This window comes from Alkalibacillus aidingensis (assembly GCF_014595945.1).
Classification (GTDB): domain Bacteria; phylum Bacillota; class Bacilli; order Bacillales; family Alkalibacillaceae; genus Alkalibacillus; species Alkalibacillus aidingensis.
On record NZ_JABXWU010000002.1, the window covers coordinates 15,269 to 41,555 of the forward strand.

General features: G+C 38.3%; 27 protein-coding genes and 1 riboswitch. Of the genes, 8 read left to right on the forward strand and 19 right to left on the reverse strand.

What is annotated here, in order from left to right; genetic code table 11:
* Nucleotides 1–11: 11 nt before the first annotated feature.
* Nucleotides 12–1,604, forward strand: a complete 1,593-nt coding sequence (pckA, locus tag HWQ49_RS05215) for a phosphoenolpyruvate carboxykinase (ATP) (RefSeq protein WP_188206551.1) — start codon at nt 12–14, stop codon at nt 1,602–1,604.
* A gap of 78 nt (nt 1,605–1,682) precedes the next feature.
* Here the strand turns inward: pckA and ytkD are convergent, their stop codons facing one another.
* The 9 genes from ytkD to HWQ49_RS05260 all read right to left on the reverse strand — a co-directional run bounded on the left by ytkD (nt 1,683) and on the right by HWQ49_RS05260 (nt 10,788).
* Entirely contained in the window at nt 1,683–2,162 is a 480-nt protein-coding gene (gene ytkD / locus HWQ49_RS05220; protein ID WP_188206552.1) for an RNA deprotection pyrophosphohydrolase, read from the reverse strand.
* Nucleotides 2,163–2,195: 33 nt separating this feature from the next.
* The gene (locus HWQ49_RS05225) at nt 2,196–2,753 is read right to left on the reverse strand and encodes a hypothetical protein (protein ID WP_188206553.1); all 558 of its coding nucleotides are present in this window, start codon (nt 2,751–2,753) and stop codon (nt 2,196–2,198) included.
* Nucleotides 2,754–2,946: 193 nt separating this feature from the next.
* A complete protein-coding gene (locus HWQ49_RS05230) occupies nt 2,947–3,282 on the reverse strand; it encodes a hydrolase (RefSeq protein ID WP_188206554.1) in 336 nt (111 codons plus the stop codon).
* Nucleotides 3,283–3,334: 52 nt separating this feature from the next.
* Entirely contained in the window at nt 3,335–4,441 is a 1,107-nt protein-coding gene (menC, locus tag HWQ49_RS05235; protein ID WP_188206555.1) for an o-succinylbenzoate synthase, read from the reverse strand.
* A complete protein-coding gene (locus tag HWQ49_RS05240) occupies nt 4,438–5,925 on the reverse strand; it encodes an o-succinylbenzoate--CoA ligase (RefSeq protein ID WP_188206556.1) in 1,488 nt (495 codons plus the stop codon). Before HWQ49_RS05240 ends, menC begins: the two co-directional genes overlap by 4 nt.
* Before the next feature lie 100 nt (nt 5,926–6,025).
* Nucleotides 6,026–6,844: a 1,4-dihydroxy-2-naphthoyl-CoA synthase gene (gene menB, locus HWQ49_RS05245; protein ID WP_188206557.1), complete on the reverse strand. Its 819-nt coding sequence runs from the start codon at nt 6,842–6,844 to the stop codon at nt 6,026–6,028.
* Between the two features lie 21 nt (nt 6,845–6,865).
* Complete coding sequence (gene menH, locus HWQ49_RS05250; protein WP_188206558.1) at nt 6,866–7,660, reverse strand: 2-succinyl-6-hydroxy-2,4-cyclohexadiene-1-carboxylate synthase; 795 nt, start codon at nt 7,658–7,660, stop codon at nt 6,866–6,868.
* Complete coding sequence (gene menD / locus HWQ49_RS05255; protein ID WP_188206559.1) at nt 7,661–9,394, reverse strand: 2-succinyl-5-enolpyruvyl-6-hydroxy-3-cyclohexene-1-carboxylic-acid synthase; 1,734 nt, start codon at nt 9,392–9,394, stop codon at nt 7,661–7,663.
* Nucleotides 9,391–10,788 (reverse strand): isochorismate synthase, encoded by a 1,398-nt coding sequence (locus tag HWQ49_RS05260; protein ID WP_188206560.1) that lies wholly within the window; start codon nt 10,786–10,788, stop codon nt 9,391–9,393. Before HWQ49_RS05260 ends, menD begins: the two co-directional genes overlap by 4 nt.
* A gap of 179 nt (nt 10,789–10,967) precedes the next feature.
* Here HWQ49_RS05260 and HWQ49_RS05265 point away from each other — a divergent pair, with 179 nt between their 5' ends.
* From HWQ49_RS05265 to HWQ49_RS05280, 4 genes are all read left to right on the forward strand, one after another.
* Nucleotides 10,968–11,909, forward strand: coding sequence for a 1,4-dihydroxy-2-naphthoate polyprenyltransferase (locus tag HWQ49_RS05265; RefSeq protein WP_188206561.1), 942 nt, complete (start codon nt 10,968–10,970; stop codon nt 11,907–11,909).
* A 50-nt stretch (nt 11,910–11,959) separates the two neighbouring features.
* Complete coding sequence (locus HWQ49_RS05270) at nt 11,960–12,343, forward strand: hotdog fold thioesterase (RefSeq protein ID WP_188206562.1); 384 nt, start codon at nt 11,960–11,962, stop codon at nt 12,341–12,343.
* A gap of 16 nt (nt 12,344–12,359) precedes the next feature.
* Nucleotides 12,360–12,704, forward strand: coding sequence for a TraR/DksA C4-type zinc finger protein (locus tag HWQ49_RS05275; protein WP_188206563.1), 345 nt, complete (start codon nt 12,360–12,362; stop codon nt 12,702–12,704).
* A gap of 105 nt (nt 12,705–12,809) precedes the next feature.
* The gene (locus HWQ49_RS05280; RefSeq protein WP_188206564.1) at nt 12,810–13,811 is read left to right on the forward strand and encodes a potassium channel family protein; all 1,002 of its coding nucleotides are present in this window, start codon (nt 12,810–12,812) and stop codon (nt 13,809–13,811) included.
* Here the strand turns inward: HWQ49_RS05280 and HWQ49_RS05285 are convergent.
* The 3 genes from HWQ49_RS05285 to yugI all read right to left on the reverse strand — a co-directional run bounded on the left by HWQ49_RS05285 (nt 13,800) and on the right by yugI (nt 16,132).
* Nucleotides 13,800–14,207, reverse strand: a complete 408-nt coding sequence (locus HWQ49_RS05285) for a YugN family protein (protein ID WP_188206565.1) — start codon at nt 14,205–14,207, stop codon at nt 13,800–13,802. The genes HWQ49_RS05280 and HWQ49_RS05285 overlap by 12 nt on opposite strands.
* Before the next feature lie 269 nt (nt 14,208–14,476).
* Nucleotides 14,477–15,640, reverse strand: coding sequence for an iron-containing alcohol dehydrogenase (locus HWQ49_RS05290; RefSeq protein ID WP_188206566.1), 1,164 nt, complete (start codon nt 15,638–15,640; stop codon nt 14,477–14,479).
* A 102-nt stretch (nt 15,641–15,742) separates the two neighbouring features.
* Complete coding sequence (gene yugI / locus HWQ49_RS05295; protein WP_188206567.1) at nt 15,743–16,132, reverse strand: S1 domain-containing post-transcriptional regulator GSP13; 390 nt, start codon at nt 16,130–16,132, stop codon at nt 15,743–15,745.
* Nucleotides 16,133–16,452: 320 nt separating this feature from the next.
* Here yugI and HWQ49_RS05300 point away from each other — a divergent pair, with 320 nt between their 5' ends.
* Nucleotides 16,453–17,622 (forward strand): MalY/PatB family protein, encoded by a 1,170-nt coding sequence (locus HWQ49_RS05300; protein ID WP_188206568.1) that lies wholly within the window; start codon nt 16,453–16,455, stop codon nt 17,620–17,622.
* Between the two features lie 669 nt (nt 17,623–18,291).
* On the opposite strand, the gene HWQ49_RS05305 is transcribed toward HWQ49_RS05300, so the two are convergent.
* The 6 genes from HWQ49_RS05305 to ribD all read right to left on the reverse strand — a co-directional run bounded on the left by HWQ49_RS05305 (nt 18,292) and on the right by ribD (nt 22,731).
* Nucleotides 18,292–18,873 carry a superoxide dismutase family protein gene (locus HWQ49_RS05305; RefSeq protein WP_223155041.1) on the reverse strand — a complete coding sequence of 194 codons (582 nt, stop codon included), beginning with the start codon at nt 18,871–18,873 and terminating at the stop codon, nt 18,292–18,294.
* Nucleotides 18,874–18,985: 112 nt separating this feature from the next.
* The gene (locus HWQ49_RS05310) at nt 18,986–19,195 is read right to left on the reverse strand and encodes a hypothetical protein (protein ID WP_188206569.1); all 210 of its coding nucleotides are present in this window, start codon (nt 19,193–19,195) and stop codon (nt 18,986–18,988) included.
* 93 nt (nt 19,196–19,288) lie between these two features.
* On the reverse strand, nt 19,289–19,756 hold the full coding sequence (gene ribH / locus HWQ49_RS05315; protein ID WP_188206570.1) for a 6,7-dimethyl-8-ribityllumazine synthase: 468 nt from the start codon (nt 19,754–19,756) through the stop codon (nt 19,289–19,291).
* Between the two features lie 18 nt (nt 19,757–19,774).
* The gene (locus HWQ49_RS05320) at nt 19,775–20,962 is read right to left on the reverse strand and encodes a bifunctional 3,4-dihydroxy-2-butanone-4-phosphate synthase/GTP cyclohydrolase II (RefSeq protein ID WP_188206571.1); all 1,188 of its coding nucleotides are present in this window, start codon (nt 20,960–20,962) and stop codon (nt 19,775–19,777) included.
* 12 nt (nt 20,963–20,974) lie between these two features.
* A complete protein-coding gene (gene ribE / locus HWQ49_RS05325; protein ID WP_188206572.1) occupies nt 20,975–21,628 on the reverse strand; it encodes a riboflavin synthase in 654 nt (217 codons plus the stop codon).
* Nucleotides 21,628–22,731 (reverse strand): bifunctional diaminohydroxyphosphoribosylaminopyrimidine deaminase/5-amino-6-(5-phosphoribosylamino)uracil reductase RibD, encoded by a 1,104-nt coding sequence (gene ribD, locus HWQ49_RS05330; RefSeq protein ID WP_188206573.1) that lies wholly within the window; start codon nt 22,729–22,731, stop codon nt 21,628–21,630. Before ribD ends, ribE begins: the two co-directional genes overlap by 1 nt.
* A gap of 37 nt (nt 22,732–22,768) precedes the next feature.
* A riboswitch (FMN riboswitch) is annotated at nt 22,769–22,912 on the reverse strand.
* 236 nt (nt 22,913–23,148) lie between these two features.
* On the opposite strand from ribD, the gene deoD reads away from it, so the two are divergent.
* The gene (gene deoD / locus HWQ49_RS05335) at nt 23,149–23,856 is read left to right on the forward strand and encodes a purine-nucleoside phosphorylase (protein ID WP_188206574.1); all 708 of its coding nucleotides are present in this window, start codon (nt 23,149–23,151) and stop codon (nt 23,854–23,856) included.
* 149 nt (nt 23,857–24,005) lie between these two features.
* Nucleotides 24,006–24,611, forward strand: coding sequence for a biotin transporter BioY (locus tag HWQ49_RS05340; protein ID WP_188206575.1), 606 nt, complete (start codon nt 24,006–24,008; stop codon nt 24,609–24,611).
* Nucleotides 24,612–24,670: 59 nt separating this feature from the next.
* Here the strand turns inward: HWQ49_RS05340 and HWQ49_RS05345 are convergent, their stop codons facing one another.
* Nucleotides 24,671–26,164, reverse strand: a complete 1,494-nt coding sequence (locus HWQ49_RS05345) for a leucyl aminopeptidase (protein ID WP_188206576.1) — start codon at nt 26,162–26,164, stop codon at nt 24,671–24,673.
* Nucleotides 26,165–26,287 lie beyond the last annotated feature (123 nt).

The window sequence follows — 26,287 nt, forward strand, 5'->3', positions numbered from 1 at the left end:
GGTGATATCATATGAAAACCATAAATGTTGATACGCTAATCTCTCGCTTTTCCAGCAGCGATGCCTTACAAGAAAATTTATCCGTTGCTGAGTTAGTTGAAAAAATACTAGCTAGAGATGAAGGGATTTTAACCTCAACAGGTGCGATTCGTGCTACTACTGGTCATTATACAGGACGCTCACCAAAAGATAAATTTATTGTAGAAGATGAAGAAACCAAAGACCAAGTTGATTGGGGTACTGTTAATCAAGCAATTGGTGAAGATCAGTTTCTCAACCTTTTACAAAAGGTTACCGACTATTTAGACCAACAACAAGAACTTTACTCATTCCGTGGATTTGCTGGTGCTGATGAGAAGCATCGCCTTTCCATTAAAGTAGTTACTGAATTGGCTTGGCACAATTTATTTGCTAACCAATTATTTATTCGACCAGATGATGAAGAGCTTGCTAACCATCAAACTGATTTCACCGTAATTTCTGCGCCACATTTCAAAGCGAACCCTGAAGTTGATGGCACTAATTCAGAGACCTTTATTATTATATCATTTAAACATCGAATCGTCTTAATTGGTGGTACTGAGTATGCAGGAGAAATTAAAAAGTCTATTTTTTCAGTGATGAACTATATGTTACCACAAAAAAGCGATATTCTTTCCATGCATTGTTCGGCCAATGTTGGAGAAGAAGGTGATGTTGCTTTATTTTTCGGTTTATCTGGAACTGGAAAAACCACTTTATCAGCAGATGAAAACCGTCGTTTAATTGGTGATGACGAACATGGTTGGTCACAAAATGGTGTTTTCAATATTGAAGGTGGTTGCTACGCTAAATGCGTTAATTTGTCTGAAGAAAACGAACCTCAAATTTACCATGCTATTAAATTTGGGTCGGTGTTAGAAAACGTCGTCGTTAATGAACAAACAAGGTTACCTGATTACGATGATACAAGTCTAACTGAGAACACAAGAGCAGCTTATGCGATCAATCATATTGATAATATTATTGAACCTAGTATTGCCGGTCACCCAAATACGATTATCTTCTTAACAGCAGATGCTTTTGGAGTGTTACCTCCGATTAGTAAATTAACTAAAGAACAGGCAATGTATCACTTCTTAAGTGGTTATACGAGTAAGTTGGCAGGAACAGAGCGAGGAGTTACCGAACCAGAAGCTACTTTTTCTGCTTGTTTTGGATCACCATTCCTACCATTACCTGCAGCAACTTATGCCAAGATGCTCGGTGAGAAAATTGACCAACATAAGGCTCAAGTCTTCTTAGTCAATACCGGATGGACTGGTGGATCTTATGGTGAGGGAAGACGTATGAAATTAAGTCACACTCGCTCAATGGTTCATGCGGCATTAGAAGGTGAGCTTAATAACGTAGACTTTAAACAAGATGAATTCTTTGGATTACACATGCCAACGACTTGTCCAGGAGTTCCAAGTGATGTATTAAATCCGAAGAAAACTTGGGCTGACGGGAAAGCGTATGACACAAAAGCAATTGAATTAGCCAATAAGTTCCATGAGAACTTCCGAAAATTTGATCACGTGACTAAAGATATTAGTGAGGCAGGTCCAATTTACGGTCGATAATATTCACTAATTATCATGTCATGACTTCACTTAGCCTTTTAAACATAAAAAAGCCTAGAAAGGATATAGCTATCCTTTCTAGGCTTTTTGGTTTAAACGTTTATGCACTTCATTAATGGTCAGGTTTAACACCTGATCTTTCATCATAAAACTGAATTGCCCATTTTCTTTAATATTAGAAGGTAAACTATCTAATAAAACCGGCCCTTCCGTTTCGTAATAATGGGGTTGATCGCGCAACTCCTTTACCTTAGCAAAGTAGACATTTTTTATAATATCGCCACCTTTGCCATCAACATAATATTGACCAATAAACTCTAAGCTACTAACGACCCCACCTGTCTCTTCATATACTTCTCGCCTGGCTGCATCACGAGCGGTTTCTCCGGCCTCCACCTTGCCACCAGGAAATTCAATACCACGGTCTTTATGTTTCGTCAATAACCATTTACCGTGATGAATCGCAACAACCCATACGTGCTTTGGTTCCTTTGAGAAATATTGCTCATTCATCACAAACCTTACTGTATTGTGATAGTAATCTTTAAATACTTCCACTCCAACACGATCCTTTTCCTAGTTTAATTAAAGTTAGATGTAATGTACGTCTATTATAAACGGTTGGTTCCCATCATTCAATTGTATCTCAAAAACGATCGTATATTCACCATAAAATTCAGATTGATTATTTTGTTCAACTTTAAAAGTTTGATCAGAGGTTTCTGTGACTTCATACTCATTCTCCTCTTCAAACCATGGAGGTGTAGAAGTCGGAACAATATATAATCCATCACCTTTCTCTTCATAATAAAAATCTACAAACTTATTAGTAACCTTCTCCGAAGAAATAGAAGTGAAATCACCTTTAAGATCACTCATGGTATCAAAATCTTTTACACGATAATCATCATGAACATCCTGGACTAGCTTATCCATAAAATCTCTCATCACCGACGCAATCTGTTCATGTGTAATCTCTTCTTCCTCTCGTTCGAAATCTTCAGCTTTCTCCTTCGCCAATAAACCTACTAGGTGGTTTTCCTGAAATGAACCAGTCAATTGGTGAGGAGCAGCACTTAAAGTGATATATGAATAAGGAACCACAAGTAAAAAAGTTATTGACATGAACAAATAGATTAGTTGTTTCACTAGACAAACCACCTTTCCTTTTAATATATGACGAAGTTAAGAATTTGTTAGCCAATTTCTTAATCTCTACTAATATTATTACATTTATAGAGTGCATATAAACATAATACTTTGAAGATTTTGATTTTATGATAAATCTGTTAAGTAAAATAAAAAAACCTTGACCCCATTTCGTGGCCAAGGTTTCTACACGTTATTGTTCATCAGTAATTTTGTCGAATTCCTGAAAGAATGGCATGGATTCAATATGTCTTTTAGTTGTTTCATCACCTAATTCGTAAATCATCTTGTAGCTTTTCATAAAATAGTAATCATATAGGTCATTTTCATGATCATTATGATACTCTCTAAAAGGGACATTGGCTCTAAGCGCGGTGTCTAATTCAGCACTTTGCACACTATCTAGACACTCTCTTAACGCAATAATCTCTTCTGGATCACCATAGATGATAAAATCATCATTGTTTCCAGCCTTATATTCAGATATTTCGCCTCTTTCAACGCTGACATAAAATTTTTGTTTGTCCATCTTTCCCACCTCTTTATTTAATGTGGCGAGAAATACTCAATTTATACAAATGTTAAGTTGAAATGATGTGCTCAAACTGACGATAAGTTCGTTGTTCTAACCGTTTTTGATGGACATTCACACCAATTCCAGGCTTTTGTGGCACTTTAACCTTTCCTTTTTTCACTTTAAAAGGTTTTTCGATTATGTCTTCTTCCCAATATCGCTCAGACTCTGATAAATCGCCAGGTAGAGTAAATTGTTCCAACGAAGCTAGGATGACATTATGAGCACGACCAATCCCTGTTTCTAACATACCACCACACCATAATGGAACATTGGCCACTTTAGCAAAGTTATGGATAGCCATAGCAACTTGATATCCACCAACACGACCGAGCTTAACATTAATATAATCGGCTGCCTTTAGTTCGATCGCTTGAAAGGCATCATGCTCTGATTGGACTGATTCATCTAAACATATAGGGGTATCCATTTGTTCTCTTAATTGATGATGGTAGTAAAAGTCGTCTTGACGAAAAGGTTGTTCGATCATTTGTAAATTTAAATCATCCAAATTCTTCAAATGTAACATATCCTCTGGTCCATAGCTCCCGTTACCATCAAACATAACTGGCGTATCACCTATGTATTGTCGCGCTTTTTCAATTGTTTCTCTTTCTTTTCCTTTTTGAACCTTTAATTTATAGCGTTTGTAACCTTTATTGCTATACTCTTTCACTTGTTCTTCAATATCATCGGTTAGTGAAAGAACTACTCCACTTTCAACTTCATCATACTTACCACCTATAAGCTCTTTTAGACTTTTGTTCTGCTGTTTACCATAAAGGTCCCAGATTGCCGTTTCAACTCCAGCTTTAGCCATTTGATGACCCTGAACGCCTGAAAATATTTGATGAATGTCTTTAGGATGCTCAATTTCCTTCTTATCGAGTAGTGGCAATAAAAAATATTTTAGCATATTCCAAACCGTTGTGGTTGTTTCAGGAGTGTAAAATGGATCTGAAAAAGCAACACATTCCCCGTAACCTATATTTCCTTTGTGGTCATGGGCTTCAACAATTATAGTGTCACGAACAACAACTAGGCCATTAACCGTTTGAAATGGTTTTTTTAATTTCATGGATACTTGTCGCACAATGAGCTCTTTTAAGTTCACGTCTCCCCCTCCTTTTGGTTAACCTGCTCTGCTAATCGGTGTCTTAATAACTTCTTTGCAGCATTCCTTGGCAATTCTTTAACCACGTGCCAGTCTTTCGGGATTTTATACTTAGCTAGATGTTGATGACAAAATTGCTCAAATTCATCATTGTCTATCGAACGGTCTTTAACAACGATAAAGGCAACCGGTACTTGTCCCCAGCGATCATCCTCCTTACCTACAACACCTGCGTCCTTAATTTGTGGATGTGATTTCAAAATCCCTTCTATCTCAGCCGGGTAAATATTCTCACCACCAGAAATAATTAAATCTTTACGACGATCCACGACATATAAAAAGTGATCCTCATCTAAATAACCTAAATCCCCTGTTTTTAGCCAGCCGTCATTGATCGTTCTTTTATTTTCCTCTGGTCGATTGTAATAACCTTTAGTAACAGTCGGTCCTTTCACAACGATCTCACCAACTTCATGAACACCTGCTTCCTCACCATGATGACTCATGATCTTTAACCGGTTAGAAAATAACGGTTTACCAGCTGATCCAAGCTTGTTAAACGCGTTGTTCTCATCAAGAGTACAGAACTGTGAAGCAGTTTCTGTCATTCCATATGTTTGGTAAACTGGAACTTCCTTAGCGCGACACTTCTCTAATAGTGGTTTAGATGCAGGGCCACCTCCTAAAAGCATGCAGCGGAATGTATTTGGATAGAAGTTATCACCTAACTGTTCTAGTAATTGTTCTAACATGACACTGACTACTGAAACAATCGTGATCTCATTGTACATAATATCTTTATGTATCGCCTCAACGTCAAATGTTTCATGTAAGTGAATGGGCATCCCATAAATGACACTTCGATAAATGATTGATAGGCCACTAACATGGAACATAGGTACGCTTAAAAGCCAACGATCATGCTGGTTCAATCCGAGGTTTAAGGCCGAGTTAATAGCGCTCCACCAATGGTTTCCGTAGGTTAATTGAACACCTTTTGGCTTTCCCGTTGTACCGGATGTATATAAGATATGAGAAAGTTGAGAAAGGTCAACCTCTTCATCTAATTTTACTGGTTCAGATTCTTCCATCAATAAATGGTTGAGCTTAATACTAGTCAGACCTGTAATGTTTAATTCACTTACTACATTGGAGTAACCCTCACTATACAGTAGCCACTCAACTTCACCATCTTCTAATTGAAAACAAATCTCTTGAGACGTTAATCTTGTGTTAATTAAAAAACTCACCGCCCCCAAATAATTAAGAGCATGAATCAACACCAAAAAAGGGTAGCTATTATTTGCTAGTACTCCTACGTGACTGTTGGGATGAATTCCTTGTCGTCGTAAATTGGCCGCCATACTTTTAGCGTGGATCTCTAACTGTTTAAATGTGAAGGTGTCACCGTTCGTCAAAACAACTGCTTCAGTATTAGGTGAAAAATCAGCTCGTTTGCTGAGCCAATGTCGCATGGCTGTCATGAAACTATTCCTCCTTTAGGCGTGATTAAAGCTAGCTAATTAATAAAAAGAAATCGCACCAATCATCTGGTGCGACTTATCTTTTTATTTTAAGTATTGCTTATGGGAAGCGTGGGAATTGATCGAAGTCGGGTTTACGCTTTTCTTTAAATGCGTCACGACCTTCTTTAGCTTCATCGGTTGTGTAGTATAATAACGTCGCATCTCCACCCATTTGCTGTAAACCAGCAAGTCCATCTGTATCTGCATTGAATGACGCTTTTAGGAAGCGTAAGGCAGTTGGTGATTTTTCCAACATTTCCTGACACCATTGAACCGTTTCTTCTTCAAGCTTTTCAACTGGAACTACTGTATTGACTAATCCCATCTTCTCCGCTTCTTCAGCATTGTACTGACGGCATAGGTACCAGATTTCACGTGCTTTCTTATGGCCTACAATACGTGCGAGTAACCCCGCACCATAACCGGCATCAAAACTACCGACTTTAGGTCCAGTTTGTCCAAAGATCGCGTTATCAGCAGCTATTGTTAAGTCACATACGACATGAAGAACATGTCCACCACCAATAGCATAACCAGATACCATTGCCACCACTGGCTTAGGAATCACGCGAATTAAACGTTGTAAGTCCAAGACATTTAATCGTGGGATGTGGTCAGTACCAACATAACCCCCATGACCTCTTACAGACTGATCTCCTCCAGAACAGAAAGCTTCATCACCTGCACCCGCTAATACAATGACGCCGATTTTAGAGTCGTCACGTGCATAAGCGAACGCATCGATTAGCTCTTGTACCGTAAGAGGTGTAAACGCGTTTCGTTTGTGTGGACGGTTAATGGTAATCTTAGCGATGCCATTATATGTTTCATAAATGATCTCTTCGTATTCTCTTTCTTTAACCCATTCTACAGCCATTATAATCCTCCTCGAATCATTCTATTGTTTTAAAAAACTCAATACTATTTTACCAAAAATTTCGGGATTTTCTAGGTGAACAGCGTGACCGGCACCACTTACAATTTGATGTCCTGCGTTAGGAAGTAACTTGCACATTTTTTGATTTAAATTGGTAAACTTTTGATCAAGCTCACCAGTTATTAACAAGCTAGGTGTATCTATGTTCGTTAATTCACCCCACAAGGAAGGCTGAATACCCGTTCCCATTGTCCGAAGCGATAAGGCTAAGCCAGATGCTTTCTGATTTAGTCGCTCATGTCTAATTCGCTCTTTAGCGTCATTTGGTAAATGCTCTTGTGTTTCAAATAAAGGGATCTTCTCCCAGTAGTCAACGAACGTTTGTAAACCATTTTGTTCAATATAACAAGCTAACTTCTCGTCTTGTTGAACTCTTTTGTCTTGCTCTTCACCTTCTAACCCCGGGGATGCTCCGACCAATATTAGTTTATCAATGATATTCGGAAAAAGCCATGCAAATACTAATGCTGTCCTTCCTCCCATCGAATACCCTAATAAGTTAAATGTCGATATTCCCATTTGTTGGATAACAGCTCTAAGTTCATCACAAGCCTGATTCATCCCTTCTAAAGCATAAGTAATTGATAGGCCATGTCCTGGTAAGTCAATTAAAATTAACTGATAATGCTCCTTCAGTTGTTCTTTTAATTGATCCCACGTCGATGTAGTACCCGTAAATCCGTGAAATAAAACTAGAGGCTCACCTTGTCCCTCAGTCTCCACATAATACTTATTATTCCCCACTTGATAATACATTTATTGATCCTCTCTTAAACGGTGTTCTAAATAACTATTAACTTTAGCTCTCATAGCTCTATGCCAAGCAAGATTATCATCGCGATTGGTTTGTACTTCAATAATTTCTAGACCATCGACTGGCTTCTTGGCGATCTCTTTAAGTTCATTTTGTGTGGTCACTTGTTGATAATGATAACCTAAAGCTTCGACCATTTCCTTGATTGGTGGATCATAAGGTGTCCCAAACAAATACTCAAAATGTTTACCATATTCATGCTGTGGTAGAAAAGAAAAAATGCCACCACCGTTATTGTTTATAACGATAATTCGTATGGAAAGACCATTCTTTTGCCCGATTAATAAGGCGGTATAATCATGTAAAAAGGATAAATCACCAATCAGTAACGTTACTTCTTCTCCTGAAGCAGCAACACCAAACGCAGAAGAAATAATCCCATCTATCCCATTGACACCTCGATTAGCACGAATACGAACAGCTTTGTTACATGGCAGGAAGAAGGTATCCATATCACGTATAGGCATACTATTACCAACAAATATCGTTTGTTCACCAGGAAGATTTCTGGAAATGACTGATACCGTCGACCCTTCAGTTAATTCCTCACTTGAATAGTTAGTTAATAGCTCTTTAATCCCATGATCTAACGTCAACCATTCCTCAGTCCAGGCCTGATTTATAACAGGTGGTTCTTTCTTTAACATTTCCTTTATTAAACTAGCCGTGTCACTATAGATAAAGGTTGTCTCCATCCCTGTAGGCTCACGATAGCCTGTCTGTTGGTCAACAACGATGTGAAGTTCGGGTGGATTGTTAGTGAGCCACTGCAGGTACGGTTTAGAAACAGGCATAGATCCAAATCGAATAATAAAGTCAGGCTTATAAGAATTGGCAAATGCTTGGTTCTTTAATAAGGCGTCATATGTAGAAATCACATAAGGGTTGGTATCATAGGACTGTCGTCCGTGACTTAAGACATCTGTAAGTAATGGGACTTTCCAAGCTTTTGCTAGGGCTAAGACCGCATCACTTTCTTCTTGTGTCGTTAATTCACCACAAACAATTAATCCACGCTCTTTTCCCTTTAAAATAGAAAATACTTCCTCTAGTTGGTCAGGTGTGACCAGCTCAAAACCACTTACTGACTGTATGTGAGGAGTTTCCGATTTTCCCCATAAATCAGTAAGGTTTAAATCTGGTATCAAGGGATCTCTAAAGGGAAAGTTAACTTGAACAACTCCCTGATTAGGTTTATTAGCGATCTCATAGGCCCGACTCGCTTGTCTTCTAGCATAAGCTAACATCATATCACTTGATTCTGGCAAGGCCATTTCATAAAACTGTTTTGTATATTCACCATACATCTTGATTTGATCAATGGCCTGAGGGGCCCCGTTATCTCTTAACTCGTGTGGTCGGTCTGCCGTTAAAACGACTAAAGGGACCCGACTATAATATGCTTCGACAATTGCCGGATAATAATTGGCGGCAGCTGTGCCAGATGTACAAACAAGGGCGACAGGCTTTTGTTTTGCCTTAGCAATCCCTAAAGCGAAGAAAGCAGCTGAACGCTCATCAAAATGAAGCCAATCATTTAGATGGGGGTGCTCCGCAACTAGCATTGCTAAAGGGGTGGAGCGTGAACCTGGCGAGATCACAATATCCTCCATCCCTTTTTGATAAAGCTCATCTACAAAATATGAAACATAGTACGTTTTTGCTTCCATTGTCATGAGAGTGATCCTCCTAATGCATCTAACATAGGTGTAAATTTCAAATTGGTTTCTTCGTATTCTGCTCTCGGATCTGAATCAACAACAATGCCACACCCCGCAAACAAAGTAGCTTGATTTTCGCGAATTAAACCAGAACGAATGGCAACTGCAAACTCCCCGTCCAATTGATGATCTACCCAACCAATAGGTGCAGCATACCACCCACGTTTCATTGGCTCATGTTCTTTTATATAGTCCATCGCCAACTGTCTGGGTTCTCCTCCAAGTGCTGGCGTTGGGTGAAGTTTTTTAAGGGTATCAAATATGGTATAACGATCCTTTAAAACACCCTCAACAGGTGTAAACAAATGCTGAATCTTACTTAACTTACGAATAATAGGTTCACTAGGGATATCGATCGCATCACAATAAGGATTAATGGCATCATAAATCATTTTTACGACATAATGATGTTCTTGTAAATTCTTTTCATCATTTAATAATTGCCATGCTTTCATATCATCTTCATCTACCGTTGAACCACGTGAAGTCGTCCCAGCTAGACAAGCCGATTGTAATTTTTGATTTTTAACTTCCACTAAACGTTCAGGAGTCGCACCTATAAATGTATCTTGTCCATTCTCCATCACGAATAAATAACTTTGCTCTTGCTGATCATCCAGCGCTTGCATTACAGATTCAATTGAGATCGCTTGATCGAATTTAGCTTCTAACTGACGAGCTAATACGACTTTGCCAAGTTGACCAGACTTGATCGTTTTTACAGCCTTGTTAATCAAATCTTCCCATTGTTCATATGGCAGGCGATCAACTAGTTCATCTTGCTGCTGTTCTGAATAGCCTGGTGTTGCCAGCGTTCTAACTTCCGCTATTTTTTCGTCCATTTGTTTAGCCAGGTTGTTAATCGATGAATGTTCATCTATCCATTGGTTAAAAGTAAGGAAACATTGTTGCTGACTTTGAGATAACATGTATTTAGGTAAAACCAGCTGAGCATTAGGGAAAGAACTCCAAATCCCAGCGACGTTTTCATCATTAAAAAAGGAGAATCCTCCAAAATAGATAGGGCCTGTCCCACTTAAATCATTTCCAATTGATTCAAATTGTGACAAACGCTGTTTCACTTTGGTTTCCATTTCAATGAAACGGTCAGTAGCTTCTTCAACTGATAATACATCCTCCTGACCAATTCCAACTAGTACTAACTCTTCATTGGGGCTTTTCCAAAAGAATCGTTCACCAGTCTTCGCTTGATGACTAGCAAAAAAGTCAATCGCATCCACCCAATCAATTGGTATAGTCACTGAAACAAACAAGCCAGAACCAGACTTTATTTGATTCTGTGCTGATTGTAATTGTTCATATATTGAAAGTTGTTTTGTTTTTAACATGGTCTTTTCCTCCAATTTTTCTCCACTTATGAGAAAAGACATTTATTAAAAGGCCTACCTTTTATTTTATGACTTTTTTACGAAGACGACAAGAAGAATCCATTTCCTTTGATTGACATAGGACCCCCCATTCTCTAAACTATTTTTAGTATGTGCAATACAGAAAGGGATGACAAGGGATGAGTACAGATCAATCAATCAAAGAAGCATTAGGGGAAAAGTCTGGATTTCAAGTCTGGTGGCGAATGCTTCGTCCTCATACACTTACCGCATCTTTTGTTCCAGTATTTATCGGAACTGCAGCTGCCACTATGGAAACGACACTTCATGTTGGATTATTCCTTGCCATGTTGCTAGCGTCTATCCTGATTCAAGCTGCGACAAACATGTTCAATGAATATTATGATTTCGTAAAAGGTTTAGATACAGAAGAATCCGTAGGTATAAGTGGAACGATTGTCAGAGATGGAATAGCTCCTGATAAAGTACGTAATCTTGCCTTTATATTTTATGGCATTTCCGTATTATTAGGGCTTTATATTTGTCTAGAGACAACATTTTGGATTGCTGCTATTGGCGTCGTATCCATGTTATTTGGTTACTTGTATACAGGTGGTCCCTACCCAATTGCCTATACCCCATTTGGGGAATTATTCTCTGGTTTCTTTATGGGTACGGTCATCATTGGTATTAGTTATTATATCCAAACAGAATACTTAACGACTGGTATTATTTTATTGTCTATACCACCTGCGATTTTAATTGGCGCGATTTTACTTTCCAATAGCATTCGCGATATTGAAGGTGATCAAGAAAGTGGTAGGAAAACACTAGCTATTTTAGTTGGTAGAGATAATGCCATTCGCGTTCTAGCTGGATTTTTTATCACAGCATTCGTGATCACTTTATTTTTAATCATCGACGGTTTACTACCTATTTGGGGATTCATAACCATCTTGAGTACAAAAAAGGCCTATAACGCTTATTTAACATTCAAGCAAAATCATACCCCGTTAGAAATGATGCCAGCGATGAAGTATACGGCTCAGACAAATACGATTTTTGGATTACTCTTTGGTATTAGCTTTTTAATTGAACATCTAGTTAGATTCATCAATTAGTTCATGCATATCTTCATGGTTCACTGTAAATATTAAAGGAGAGATGAGAAATGGATTTAAGCCATACACTTTTTGAAACTTTAAATATTGAAGTTGAAGAAGCCAAAAAAGACTATGTCGTTCTTTCGATGCCTGTAAATGCAACAGTTCACCAACCACTCGGTTTTTTACACGGTGGCGCTTCTGTTGCTTTAGCTGAGTCAGCAGCTAGCCTAGGAGCGTTTTTAAATGTAGATGCAGATAGATACAATGTCTTTGGCATTGAAATTAATGCTAATCATGTCAAAAGCAAGCGTGAAGGAATGGTCTATGCAACAGCCAAACCCATCCATATCGGTCGTATGACCATGGTATGGGAAATCAACATTACTGATGAAGGGGATCAGTTAATTTCTACATCTCGTTGCACAATAGGTGTCGTTGAGCGCACATAACTAATGAGGTGAAACCATGACAGATGTTCAAAAATGGGCAAAATTAAGACATGCCTTATTAGAAGAGAAAGAACAATTAGAAAAGCAAATTGCGCAATTCGAAGATACTCCAGAATTTATTGAGGAATCAGTCGGTGAGTTGAATTCCTATGACGATCAGCACCCTGGAGATATGGGTACGGAGCTAGATGAACGTCATAAAGATGTGACATTTTTTTATCGCGCACAAGAACAACTTAAGGAAATAAATAACGCGCTAACAAAAATGGACAATGGAACGTATGGCATTTGTGAACGAACAGGAGAACAAATACCTTACGAACGACTCGAGGCCATGCCAACAGCAAGATATAAACTATAAACTATATAGTCTTGATAAAAACACTGTTTTTTAAGCAGTGTTTTTATTTATATTTTTTAGTAATTAAGGTAACACTGGAAGCTAGAGAAATAGAGGTGAAAAAAGATGTACAAACTTTGGAGAGCCTATTTTCAAATGCCCGTTTTTTTAAGGTTATTACTTTCCGTACTGTTCATTATGTTGCTTTTTGGCTTCCTCATCCATCTAATAGAGCCTGATGCGTTTCCTACCATGTTTGAGGGGGTATGGTGGGCTTTTATCACTGGTTCGACTGTTGGTTATGGAGATTATGTACCTGAAACAATCATAGGCAGACTTTTTACCATATTATTATTATTAGCTGGTGGGGGATTGTTAACCTTCTACATGGTCACTATTTCAGGTGCAGCTATAAAACGTGAAGAGGATTATAAAGAGGGGAAAATCGATTATCACGGTAAAGACCATATCATCATTGTAGGATGGAATGAGCGCTCCCGTAATTTAATTGAACTAATTAATAAGCAATATGATCATGGTGAAAACATTATACTAATTGATGAAACACTTTCTAAGGATCCAATCAATCATGCCAAAATCCATTACGTTAATGGCGATCCATCTGTTGACCAAACATGGAAAAAAGCTAATATTGATCAAGCAAAAAAAATTATCATTACTGCTGATCAATCTATGATAGAACGTGAAGCAGACATTCATTCCATATTAGTGACAATTACTGCTCGAGGGTTAAATCATCGAATTCCTATTTTAGTTGAGATTCTAACCGATAAACAAAAAGCAAACGCAGAAAGGGCCGGTGCAACAGAAGTCATTTGTACGAACGAATCCACCAGTACATTACTCTTCCATGAGCTCACCGGCCATGAATATGTTAAAGCGTTTGAATATGTCATGTCACTGTTATCCAATCAACAGTTTGTTGTTCATAAAGTTGAAGACGAGTGGGTAGGACAAACGATCTTAGAGTTAACAATGTATGCCAAAAAAAATGAAAAGTTGTTATTAGGTATTATTCAAGATAACAAAATACGTATTAATCCACCAGCAGATCAGAAACTTACAAAAGAAGATCAAGTCATCGTAACGAAACAACTATTGCAATAAAGCATGTTCGACTTTTATCAGTAAATCTTGGGCTTTTTGTATATAATTTTGGTCTACTTCAGCATCTGAATCCTCAGGTGCTGAAAATTGGTTAAAGCTTGCTTGGATATTACCTGAAATACTATCATGGTCTATTCCATCTTCATAACGGTGGACTAACACAAATGGTTTACCAACGCGAACATGGGCATTTTTCTCACCAATAATCCCAATTTCAGTTGATACAGGAATACGTAAGAAGGCATACTCATGTTCATCATTATTTAACAAGCAATCAAAATAGGCATGATCGTACTCCCAATTCCCACCGACTTCGAAATTTAATCGCTTTAAAATATTTTCAATATCCTCGAAAGAATAAGCTTGATTTTCTATTCCAGAATCAAGTGCAATCATCATATCACCATCTTTTTTTATTGGATTGTTCATAGTGTGTACGGTTTATCTAAATTCATGACCTACATCCTGTTGGTAAAACTTTTATCTTAGAGGAAATAATTTTGAAGATGATTGATGATTTGTTTATGACCCCAGCAAAAATAAAGGCGCTAAGACCCCAGAGTGTTCTCTATGAACCAGGAGGCTTAGCGCATGCCCACGGAAAACAAAATATGTTTTCCCGTATTTATCATTGTGATGTCCTAGCCATATCTTAGCAAAATGACTTAAAGTGACATTTCTAAAATTTTCCGAACATCGTCTTCATGTAGTTTATTAAAATTACCAAACGGTCCACGTTTCATAGCACGATCAACCATTAAATCCAATTTAGAGTCGTCAATATCATAGTCAGCTAATCGTGTTGGCGCATCTAACGCACTCCAAAATTGTCGTAAACGATCAATGCCTTCCATACCAGTCTCAATATCGGTTTTATTGGCTGGGTTGACGCCAAAAACGCGTACAGCTAATTGTTTGAAGCGCTTCGGATCAACATTTAAATTATGCTTCATCCAATTTGGGAACAAGATCGATAAACCACCTGCGTGTGGTATATCATATACAGCTGAAACAGCGTGTTCTAAATTGTGAGTTGCCCAATCTCCACGATAACCCATCTGTAGTATTCCATTAAATGCCATTGTACCCGCATACATAATCGTTTCTCGATGTTCATAGGATTCTAAATCATTAAGTAATTTTGGTGCCGCTTCTATAATTGATTTAAGAATTCCTTCAGCCATACGATCTTGAACAGGTGAATTGGTAGGGACATGAAAGTACTGCTCTAAAATATGGCTCATCATATCTACAATTCCATATACAGTCTGATCTTTTGGTACTGAATAGGTATGTACTGGATCCAGTATCGAAAAGACCGGATATGAAAAAGGTGAGCCCCATCCATATTTTTCGTTTGTTTCCCAATTCGTTATAACTGCCCCAGCATTCATTTCAGAACCTGTTGCTGCCAAGGTTAAAACCGTCCCTAAAGGTAATGCATCCTTAGGCTCGGCCTTCTTAGTAACAAGATCCCATGCATCTCCATCATACTTAGCAGCAGAAGCGATCGTTTTAGCACAGTCAATCACGCTACCTCCACCAACTGCAAGCAGGAAATCGATCTCGTGCTGTTTACACAAATCTGCCCCCCTATTTACCGTAGATAGACGTGGGTTAGGCTCAACACCTGATAATTCATATGCTTCATAACCATTATCATTTAACTTTTTCATAACATTAGTATAAATGCCATTTCGCTTAATACTACCCCCACCATAAATGACTAAAACGCGTTTAACTCCTGCTGGAATTAAGTTAGGTAGTTGCTCAAGTTGTCCTCTTCCAAAAACTAACTTCGTCGGATTATGAAATGTAAAGTTCTCCATATCTTTTACCCCTTTCCTTCGACTACTATTTATTATGTATGATTCAATTTAAGTTAGCAAAAAAAGTGCCTTAAAGATTAAATCTTTAAGGCACTCTTATATTTACTGACGAAATGTTTTTTCACGCTCTTTAGATTGTTCAATCCAATCCTCAAGTTTGTCTTTTAACACATTAAAACCAGCTGTCTCATCTTGTTTAGGAGTCGCTGCTTTAAATGTCTGTTTTTTCTTAGGCTCCGTTTGGGGTTTTTCCTCTGTTGCACGAATGGAAAGTGAGTATTTCCCACGGTCTTCCTCAATATTTAATACTTTAACTTTCACTTCATCACCAACATTAAGGTGTTCATTTATGTCTTTGACATACCCATGAGTGATCTCAGAGATATGAACTAGACCTTGTAGGTTTTCCCCAATTTCGACAAAGGCACCATAAGGTTGAATACCCGTAACTTTACCTTCGATGACTTGTCCTTCTTCAATTACTTTTGTCATATTATACAACTCCCGATTCTATTCTTTAGCACCGACTCGTATTGTAACATAAACACAACACTTATTCAAAAGGCTGTTCAAGTACAGTGTAGTTTTTATCTGGTTTCATTGAAAATTCTTTGGGCAAAACCCCTTAGGTAACAGTTTTTCCGTAAATGAAAATAATATTTTTCTAAAAAAAGATGTTTAAAATTTTACTGACCGGTTATAACTATAAATGTAATACTTTCTCGTATTCCCCCTTTGGCAAAGTGCAGTTCACTTTGCCTCTTTTTTTTGTTTTGATATAGTGACGATATAACAGTGAAGGGGAGATTTCGATGAGTTCATTTAAACAATCAGTTGATCGTGAATTTACTAAGGCTGTAAAATATGATTTTCGTTATCGTGTTTTCGGCCGTGATGACCTCTTACCGATGTGGGTAGCTGATATGGATTTACCAGCACCTAAAGCCTTACAAGAGGCTATTATTGAGCGAGCAAAACACAACCTATACGGTTATACCACGTATGATCATCATACATTAAACGCAATTAAACAATGGATTGAAAAACGCCATCAATACGCAATTGACACAAATTTAATCTCTTTTAGCCCTGGTGTCATTCCTTCTTTACATGCTCTTGTCCAGTCCTTTACAGAAGAAGATGACCAAATTGTGATCCAACCCCCAGTTTATCCGCCTTTTTTCTCAGTGATTAAAAATCATAACCGAACAGTCGTTGAGAACCCATTAGTTCAAAAAAACCACCGTTATGAAATAAACTTTGAACAGTTAGAACAACAATTTAAAAATGGTGCTAAAGCATTTATTCTCTGTAGTCCACATAATCCAGTCGGTCGTGTATGGACTATTGGTGAGCTAAACAGGATTGCTGAATTATGCATTAAATATAAGGTCTTGTTATTTTCTGATGAAATACATAGTGATATCATTTTCAGACCTAATAAGCATACTCCGATCGCTAGTCTTAATGAAGAAATCAGTCAATTAACATTCACCTTAATGGCACCTTCTAAAACTTTCAATGTAGCCGGTCTTCAAGGGTCATATGTCATCAACCCTAACCAAGAGGCTAAGAAGCAATTTGAAAAACAATTAGGTAATCAAGGGCTAGGGATCTTAAATACATTTGCTTATACAGCGATCGAAGCTACGTATCAATATGGTGAGAAGTGGCTTGAGAAGTTAATAACTCAATTGGAGGAAAATCGAGATATTCTAATCAAATCACTTAATAACAGTGATACTCAGATTAAACCAATAACTCCAGAAGGTACCTACTTAATCTGGTTGGACTTCTCAGAAACAAGTTACACTCATAAGGAAATAGTCGACAAATTGAAAGATGAAGCTAAAGTTGGTTTAAATGACGGAGTTACTTTTGGTAAGGACACAGGGCGTTTATTTATGCGAATAAATATAGCCTGTCCTCCTTCTATCGTCGAAGAAGGAGTCAAGCGAATTATTGAGACCTTTGAACGATAAGTAAAAGAAGAGCGATGCTTACCTTCTGATAGGTAAACATCGCTTTTTTCTTGTGGTCTTTATATTAAGGGTGTTACTTCTCTGTTGTTCACATCTCTCTAACTAAAGAGTGACTTCACCCTTTGTCTTAGGCGACATGAAGGTGTGGTACTTGATCAGTTTAGCTTCTTCTGCTAGATTACCGGGAGTTGAGAGACGCTCTCTTTGACCGGACCATGCTCACCTATCTCACTACTGGGAAGAGAAAGGCTACCTCTTTGACCAGTGCATGCTCATCTACCTCACTACCGGGAAAAGAAAGGCTACCTCTTTGACCGGTGCGCACTCGCCGACCTCACTACCGGGAATTGAGAGGCTCTCTCTTTGACCGGAGCGTACTCGCCGACCTTACTACTGGGAATTGAGAGGCTACCTCTTTGACCGGTGCGCACTCGCCGACCTCACTACCGGGAATTGAGAGGCTCTCTCTTTGACCGGAGCATGCTCATCTACCTTACTGCCGGGAATAGAAAGGCTAACTCTTTGACCGGAGCATGCTCATCTTCCTCACTACAGGGAATAGATACAAGCTCTTTTTGACCAAAACACCCTTCACGCTGGCTACTGGGATTAAAGAAGCCTATAGAGATAGCCGATCATCCACGAACAGTTCCTTAGCCAAGCTAATTACTATTCTTCCTCTTCTTCACCTACATTCTCTGCTGGGTTATCAGTTTCTTCTTCGCCTTCTTCATCCGACTTTAAGATTTCAGCGCAAGCCACTCGCTCACCTGCGTCACCTGCTGGTTGACTGATCCCGTCATCCTCTTCTTCATGAATAATTAAGGCCTTTCCTCCATTTTCAGCGAAGAATGAATCTTGTCCGTCTAATAGTGTGGCATCTTCAATCGTATATTCAAATGTTGCTGTTCCATCATCTTCAACTAGTAAATTAGGCATATCACCAACATGACTACCATCAGGGTGCATTAACCCATGTTCAGCCTCCTCATCAGTTGACCAATGTCCTCCTGCTGTTTCAAAGCTTGGTGGCTCACATTCTGGATTCTCATGAATGTGAATCCCATGAAACCCTGGAGATAAACCAACAACTTCAGCCTCGATGTCAACTCCTTCTGCTCCCTCTGTAAACGTTGCCTCACCAATGACATCATGGTCACTGTTGATAATATCACCTGTCTTGACCGTTTCATCATCAGATTGACAGGCCGACATAATTAGCATGAGACCAACAAGTATCCATATTCTCATTTTCTATCACCTCAACTTCTAGTATAGGTAGACAGAAAACAATTTAAACTCTCATGTTAGAGTCAAGTTATAAAAAAAGCATAGCGACTAAATAAGTCACTATGCTTGTATATTACGGATTCTGATCGGTCTGTTCTTTTTGTTCATGTTGTTCGTTTATCTTCGTATTAGGATAGTTGTCTTGAAAGGATTGCTCTTGTTTTTTAGAGACTTTAACAACTAAACGAAACAAAAAGAAAGCAGCGATTATAAAAATAATTAACGTAATAATTGCGGGAATGTATAACGTTTTGTCTTCAGGAAAATACAAAAATTCCATCATAATAAAACACCTACTTTGGCTAGCATGTATCACTATTGTACCAAATGTAGGTGCAAATTTCATAAATAATATTGTTTCAGCTTTATGACAATATTACGATTCAAGTTGCTTAACTAAATTAGCCATTTCAATTGCTCCAACAGCTGACTCATAACCTTTGTTACCCGCCTTCGTACCAGCACGCTCAATAGCCTGTTCGATTGTATCAGTTGTTAAAACGCCGAAAATGACTGGTATGCCTGTATCTAAACTAACTGATGAAGCTCCCTTAGCTACCTCACCACTTACATACTCAAAATGTGGGGTTGCACCACGGATAACCGTTCCTAAGGTAATAACGGCATCATATTTTTTACTTTCTGCCATTTTCTTAGCTGCTAGTGGGATTTCATAAGCACCTGGAACCCATGCTACTTCGATTTGATCTTCATTTAGGCCATGTCGCTTTAAACCATCAATTGCCCCATCCAGTAATTTTTCCGTAATAAACGCATTAAATCTACCGACAACAATTCCTATTTTTAAATCGTTTGCAATTAAGCTTGCTTCATATGTTTTCATTTGATTAACCTCCTAATTTTAAAACAGATGCCCTAATTTATCACGTTTGGTATTTAAGTATTTTTCGTTATCTTTATTAGGTGTCATCTGAAGTGGGACTCGTTCCATAATTTCTAAGTCATAGCCGTATAATCCTTTGATTTTCCTCGGATTATTGGTCAGTAATCGCATTTGTCTAACACCTAGGTCTTTAAGAATTTGTGCGCCAATACCATAATCGCGTAAGTCTGCAGGATAACCAAGTTTTGCATTCGCTTCGACTGTGTCATAGCCTTCTTCTTGGAGCTTATAGGCTTTCAATTTATTTAATAACCCAATTCCACGACCTTCTTGACGCATATATAGTAAGACACCTTTACCTTCTTCTTCAATTTGCGTTAAAGCAGATTCAAGTTGTGGACCACAGTCACAACGATGTGAACCAAACACATCACCTGTCAGACACTCACTATGAACTCGCACCAACGTCGGTTCACTTGGATAAATATCACCTATCACTAATGCAATATGCTCTCTTCCGTCAACCACATTCGTATATGCAATAGCTTTGAAATCACCAAAAGATGTAGGAAGGTTGATCTCAACTTCACGATTCACAAGTTTTTCGTGCATTCGGCGATATTTAATTAAATCCTCAATCGTAATTAGCTTAAGGTTATGCTCATCGGCAATTTTACGAAGTTCGGGAACTCTAGCCATCGTTCCATCTTCATTCATGATCTCACATATCGCACCTGCTGGTTTACCACCTGCTAAAGTTGCTAAATCAACAGCTGCTTCTGTATGTCCTGCTCGACGTAACACACCACCTTCTTTTGCAATAAGTGGAAAGATATGACCAGGACGCTTAAATTCAGTTGGGACAATATCATCCTCAGCTAAACGCATAATCGATTGAGAACGTTCACCTGCACTAATTCCTGTTGTTGTTTCAACATGGTCTATACTTACGGTGAATGCCGTCCCATGACTGTCTGTGTTAACATCAGCCATTAACTCTAGTTGTAACTGTTCAGCCTTCTCTTTAGTAATAGGCGCACAAAGAAGTCCCCGGCCTTCTTTAACCATAAAATTGACCACTTCAGGTGTAGTCTTCTCTGCCAGTGCGACGAAATCCCCTTCATTTTCACGATTCTCATCATCTACAACAATAACTACTTTCCCCTGTTTTAAATCTTCAATTGCTTCTTGTATAGAATCAAACATGATTCACCCCTCCTATCGGTCAAGAAACCCTGCCTCTCGCAACATTTCTAAAGACACCCCTTGATTATTGATTTGATCATTTGGGTTTAATAGCTGATAAACATATTTTAACAGCTGATCACACTCAATATTAACAACATCACCTTCATGTTTAGTCGTTAGAATAGTTGCCTCTTGAGTATGTGGAATTAGTGAAATAGTGAACTGATGATTCTCTAGACCAAATATGGTTAAAGATGTACCATCGACACTAACTGAACCTTTTAACATCATATATTTAGATAATTCTGGATCGACTTCAATATGAAAATACTCCGCATTATCCTTAGTTTCTCGCTTTTTAATCGTCCCCATTCCATCAACATGACCAGATACAAAATGGCCTCCGAATCGACCATTTGCGCCCATCGCTCTTTCTAAATTCACTTTAGAACCTACCGATAAACTTTTTAGAGCCGTATGATGGAAGGTTTCTGGCATAATATCTGTGTTAAAAGAAGTTTTGGTATAATCGGTTACCGTTAAACACACACCATTCACCGAAATACTATCTCCTAATTGAACATCTTCGGTAATTTTATTAACGTTGATCGTTAACTCCAACGATTCAGATCCTTGCTTTATATTTTGTACCGTCCCTACTTCTTCTACGATCCCTGTAAACATTAATGAACCTCCTTCTTTTGAGGTTTGGCAGTAATTTTAAGGTCTTTTCCCACTTGTTCAACGGTTTCAAACTCGATTTGAACAGCGTCTTTCACCTCATCGAACCCTAATTGGCCATAAAAAGATTTACTAAGTGCCCCACCAATTAATTTTGGAGCCATATATACATGAATTTCATTAAATAATTTTTGTTGTATAAATGACGAATGAACCATTGATCCCCCTTCAACATATAAACTCATGATTCGTTGGTCTGCTAACTTTGTCATGAGGTCATTTAAATTGATCTTGTCAGTATTCATACGCCATACCTCGGCGTGCTCGACAGACTGAATAGCCTGTTCCTTATCTAAGTCAGCTTGTTCACCACATACTACAATCGTTGTAGCTTGGTTGTTTTTTAATAATTTGGCATCCAATGGAATTGATAAATATGTATCGAGGATGATACGTGTAGGGCTTAAACCTCCGTGGGGCAAACGGGTGGTTAATTGAGGATCATCTCGTAAAACGGTCTCACTTCCAACTAAAATTGCTTCATGTTGATGTCGATTAATATGAACATCATGTCTTGCTTCCTCACCGGTAATCCATTTACTATCACCGCTGTTTGCTGTCATTTTACCATCTAGCGAAACGGCAGTCTTAAGCGTTACAAACGGTCGTTTGTGACGCATATAATAAAAGAATTTTTCATTTAATTTCAGAGCTTGATCTTCAAGCAATCCAACATCTACATCTATGCCTTCATCTCTTAGCCATTGTACACCTTTACCAGCCACTTTTGGGTTGGGGTCAAGTGTTGCTACATACACCTTCTTAATTCCACTATCAATAACAGCTTTTGCACAAGGTGGTGTTTTCCCATAATGTGAACAAGGCTCCAGAGTGACAAACATTGTTGCTCCATCCGTTTGTCCCTTTGCTTGTTCGATTGCAAACACTTCAGCATGTGGCTCTCCTGGCTTAAGGTGTGTTCCTGTTCCAACAACTACACCGTCCTTTACGATTACAGCGCCAACAGACGGGTTAGGACGTGTTTGACCAATTGTCAATCTAGCTAACTCAATTGCATGATGCATATAAAATTCTGCGTCTTTCAATCGTTAACCCCCTTTAAGTTAGTTTCCGGTTAACGATCTGATCCTTCTCCCATCCAGACTTTCACTGTCGGCTTCAGACTTCCACTGAATCCACCGCAAGTTTATCGCGGGTCACGGACTTAGAACCACCACTGGGTTCATCACCGCCGGTCGGGATTTACACCCTGCCCCGAAAGATCTTTCCACTCGATACTAATACGAAAATATTATAGCATAATCTGTTTTATCGTAGAATTAATTAGCTTTAAAATCTTAGCTTTTCCTAAGTTGTATCGTATGTAACTGCTTCAAAAATTACTCAATTTTTGCTAGTTTCCCAATAATCACACTTCATATGATGTATACCTTGTGAATTGTTTTGCATGATAAATTATGATAGCTTAAAAATGTATGATACACTTAAGGAGGATATCGAAAATGAGTACACATATTGGTGCTAACAAAGGTGATATTGCTGATAAGATTTTACTACCAGGTGACCCACTACGCGCAAAGTACATCGCAGAAACTTTCTTAGAAGATGTTACTTGCTATAACGAAGTACGTGGAATGTATGGATTTACTGGTACATACAAAGGTGAACGCATCTCAGTTCAAGGAACGGGTATGGGTGTACCTAGTATTTCAATTTACGTTAATGAATTAATCCAAGAGTATGATGTTCAAAAATTAATCCGTGTTGGTTCATGTGGAGCCTTACAAGAGGACGTTAAAGTACGCGACGTCATCTTAGCTCAAACTTCAACGACAGACTCACAAATGAACCGCATGACATTCGGTGGCATTGATTTTGCACCTGCTGCAGATTTTAATTTACTTAAAAACGCTTACGATGTTGGCCAAGAACGTGGTCTTAACTTAAAAGTAGGAAATGTATTTACAAGTGATAGTTTTTATCGTGACAATGCAATGGAATTATTCAATAAACTAGCTGACTATAATGTACTGGCAGTAGAAATGGAAGCAACTGCTCTATATACATTAGCTGCTAAATATAACCGTGAGGCTTTAGCTGTGTTAACAGTTAGCGACCACATCTTAACGGGTGAAGAGACAACTGCTGAGGAACGTCAAACAACTTTCAACGACATGATTGAAGTTGCATTAGATGCAGCACTTAAATAAGATTTCTTGAACGTATATAAATCCACTCAGATCATATTCTGGGTGGATTTTTTATTTCGATAACTAATTGTTTACCTTTTTCAAAATAAAGTTGACAATCATGTGTAAGGTTCGTTATAGTAGAAAACAACAAAAGGGAGGAGAGAATAATGAAAAGGAAATTTAGTACTAGTGATTTAACTTTAGGATCTGTCTTTGTCGTCTTACTCATGATTGGTGCCAACATTGCAATTTGGTTTCCTTTTTTAAAAATTACATACGCGGGTGGATCTGTCCCATTATCTTTACAAACGTTTTTCGCTATCTTAGCTGGTCTTATTTTAGGTAAAAGGCTGGGAAGCTTCACAGTCGTCGTGTACTTACTTGTTGGGTTGGCGGGTGTTCCTGTATTCGCTGAAATGAAATCAGGTGCCTACTCGTTCATCTCACCAACGGGAGGATTTTTAATTTCCTTTATCGTGGTAGCTTGGGTTGCTGGTTATATAGTTGAGAAGAGCAAAAATCCTAACATTAAAGTTTATCTAGGAGCTACTTTAGTTGCTTTATTAGTTAATTATGTGATTGGCATTCCATATATGGTGGCATCAATGAACATCGTTATGGAAGTTCCCATGACTATGGGTATGGGAATCGTTTCTATGACCCCATTCTTTATTAAAGATTTTATCATTACCATGGGAGTTGCCGTATTACTACCGAAAATTTTAGGACGTCTTTCGGTAGCAAATTCAGCGTTATCCACCCATCATTCATAAATCGGGCACTAGTGATCAAAAAATCCCCTAGTTCAATACATGAACTAGGGGATTTAACTTTACTTAGCATTTATGATCGTTTTTGCTAATGTCCGTGCCATTACACCAGTAGGTCCTTTTGGTCCAAGGTCGTGCTCAGCTTCAGCCATTGCTGTACCGGCAATATCTAAGTGAACCCAAGGTGTGTCCTCGGCAAATGCTCCAACAAAGGCACCTGCTAAAATCGCATGCGCCTTGCGACCTGGTGAGTTATTTATGTCAGCAATATGACTCGTTGCCACTTGCTTTTTGTAAACGTCTAAATATGGAAGTTGCCAAATAGGTTCATCGACTTGTTCTGATGCAGTTTGAATCTCTTCATACCACTGATCATCATTAGTCATAGCACCTGTCACTTGATCACCTAATGCAACCACAACCCCACCTGTTAAAGTGGCAATATCAACGATTTTAGCTGCACCGTTTTGTTTAGCATAAGTTACCGCATCAGCCATTGCTAAACGACCTTCAGCATCGGTATTGCGAATTTCAATTGTCTTTCCACTCATCGAGACAATCACATCATCAGGTTTAAAAGCATGTCCACTAATCATATTATCAGTAGCCGGGATTAAAGCCATAACATTTTCATTTGGCTTGATATGGCCAATTGCATCCATAGCTCCAATAACAGACGCAGCTCCACCCATATCCATTTTCATCCCAACAATGCCATCTTTCGGCTTTATGGAATAACCACCTGTATCAAACGTAATTCCTTTTCCTACAAAAGCAACAGGACTTTCCCATTGATCTTTTCCTTGATATTTCATGACAATAAATCGTGGTGGCTCATGAGAACCTTGATTAACTGCAAGTAGAGCTCCCATACCTAACTCTTCAATTGCTTCTTTATCCAATATCTCGATATCAAAATGATGCTTTGTCGCAATATTTTCGGCAAAGGCTGCTAGGTCACGAGCCGTTAACAGGTTTGCAGGTAAATTAACTAAATGGCGAGCGATATTAGTACCATTTCCTAAGGCATAACCCGTATCTGCTGCCTGAGCAACCCCTGATTCCTCTTCGCTGATCATATCTAAATTAGTCAAATATACTGGAGCTTCTTCACGATCCGTATGATATGTTTCCAATTGGTGTGGTGCTATTGCAATCGCTTCACCAATAGCTTCAATATAATTTAAACGTTGCTCTTCATTAATAGCAATCAAACTATCTAATGCTAATGACGCATTATTGATTCCATCCTTAGACAGCTGCTTAAATAGTGGCCCGATTTTTTTTCTGAAGGAACCGACCGTTAATTCCGAACGTTTACCTAACCCGATTAGATATAACCTTTTAGCGGGTATTGACCCTAATGTATGTACTTTAGAAATTTTCCCAAATTGATTAGATATATCTCCACTTTTAACCAAGTCGTCCAACTGGCCATTTAGTGAATCATTTAGCTGTTGATATTCTGATTGTCCCTCTTTATTTTCTTCAAAAAGCCCGACAATCAATGCTTCTGTTTGATGCTCTGTTACTTTTTTATTTAATAGATTAAACATTCTTCACACCTCCACATAATTATTATTTATCATAACAGATTATTTCAAATATCGAAATAATTATTTAGGAAATTTGGATTTTGCCATTTTTCAATGTCGCTATTTAGGGTATCATTAGTATTA

What these genes read in the sequence shown, in the direction of transcription:
- pckA (WP_188206551.1), top strand. Translation starts at nt 12, where the DNA reads ATGAAAACCATAAATGTTGATACGCTAATCTCTCGCTTTTCCAGCAGC.
- HWQ49_RS05230 (WP_188206554.1), bottom strand. Translation starts at nt 3,282, where the DNA reads ATGGACAAACAAAAATTTTATGTCAGCGTTGAAAGAGGCGAAATATCT.
- HWQ49_RS05240 (WP_188206556.1), bottom strand. Translation starts at nt 5,925, where the DNA reads ATGACAGCCATGCGACATTGGCTCAGCAAACGAGCTGATTTTTCACCT.
- menB (WP_188206557.1), bottom strand. Translation starts at nt 6,844, where the DNA reads ATGGCTGTAGAATGGGTTAAAGAAAGAGAATACGAAGAGATCATTTAT.
- menH (WP_188206558.1), bottom strand. Translation starts at nt 7,660, where the DNA reads ATGTATTATCAAGTGGGGAATAATAAGTATTATGTGGAGACTGAGGGA.
- menD (WP_188206559.1), bottom strand. Translation starts at nt 9,394, where the DNA reads ATGACAATGGAAGCAAAAACGTACTATGTTTCATATTTTGTAGATGAG.
- HWQ49_RS05260 (WP_188206560.1), bottom strand. Translation starts at nt 10,788, where the DNA reads ATGTTAAAAACAAAACAACTTTCAATATATGAACAATTACAATCAGCA.
- HWQ49_RS05265 (WP_188206561.1), top strand. Translation starts at nt 10,968, where the DNA reads ATGAGTACAGATCAATCAATCAAAGAAGCATTAGGGGAAAAGTCTGGA.
- HWQ49_RS05270 (WP_188206562.1), top strand. Translation starts at nt 11,960, where the DNA reads ATGGATTTAAGCCATACACTTTTTGAAACTTTAAATATTGAAGTTGAA.
- HWQ49_RS05275 (WP_188206563.1), top strand. Translation starts at nt 12,360, where the DNA reads ATGACAGATGTTCAAAAATGGGCAAAATTAAGACATGCCTTATTAGAA.
- HWQ49_RS05280 (WP_188206564.1), top strand. Translation starts at nt 12,810, where the DNA reads ATGTACAAACTTTGGAGAGCCTATTTTCAAATGCCCGTTTTTTTAAGG.
- HWQ49_RS05285 (WP_188206565.1), bottom strand. Translation starts at nt 14,207, where the DNA reads ATGATTGCACTTGATTCTGGAATAGAAAATCAAGCTTATTCTTTCGAG.
- HWQ49_RS05290 (WP_188206566.1), bottom strand. Translation starts at nt 15,640, where the DNA reads ATGGAGAACTTTACATTTCATAATCCGACGAAGTTAGTTTTTGGAAGA.
- yugI (WP_188206567.1), bottom strand. Translation starts at nt 16,132, where the DNA reads ATGACAAAAGTAATTGAAGAAGGACAAGTCATCGAAGGTAAAGTTACG.
- HWQ49_RS05300 (WP_188206568.1), top strand. Translation starts at nt 16,453, where the DNA reads ATGAGTTCATTTAAACAATCAGTTGATCGTGAATTTACTAAGGCTGTA.
- HWQ49_RS05305 (WP_223155041.1), bottom strand. Translation starts at nt 18,873, where the DNA reads ATGAGAATATGGATACTTGTTGGTCTCATGCTAATTATGTCGGCCTGT.
- HWQ49_RS05310 (WP_188206569.1), bottom strand. Translation starts at nt 19,195, where the DNA reads ATGATGGAATTTTTGTATTTTCCTGAAGACAAAACGTTATACATTCCC.
- ribH (WP_188206570.1), bottom strand. Translation starts at nt 19,756, where the DNA reads ATGAAAACATATGAAGCAAGCTTAATTGCAAACGATTTAAAAATAGGA.
- HWQ49_RS05320 (WP_188206571.1), bottom strand. Translation starts at nt 20,962, where the DNA reads ATGTTTGATTCTATACAAGAAGCAATTGAAGATTTAAAACAGGGGAAA.
- ribE (WP_188206572.1), bottom strand. Translation starts at nt 21,628, where the DNA reads ATGTTTACAGGGATCGTAGAAGAAGTAGGGACGGTACAAAATATAAAG.
- deoD (WP_188206574.1), top strand. Translation starts at nt 23,149, where the DNA reads ATGAGTACACATATTGGTGCTAACAAAGGTGATATTGCTGATAAGATT.
- HWQ49_RS05340 (WP_188206575.1), top strand. Translation starts at nt 24,006, where the DNA reads ATGAAAAGGAAATTTAGTACTAGTGATTTAACTTTAGGATCTGTCTTT.
- HWQ49_RS05345 (WP_188206576.1), bottom strand. Translation starts at nt 26,164, where the DNA reads ATGTTTAATCTATTAAATAAAAAAGTAACAGAGCATCAAACAGAAGCA.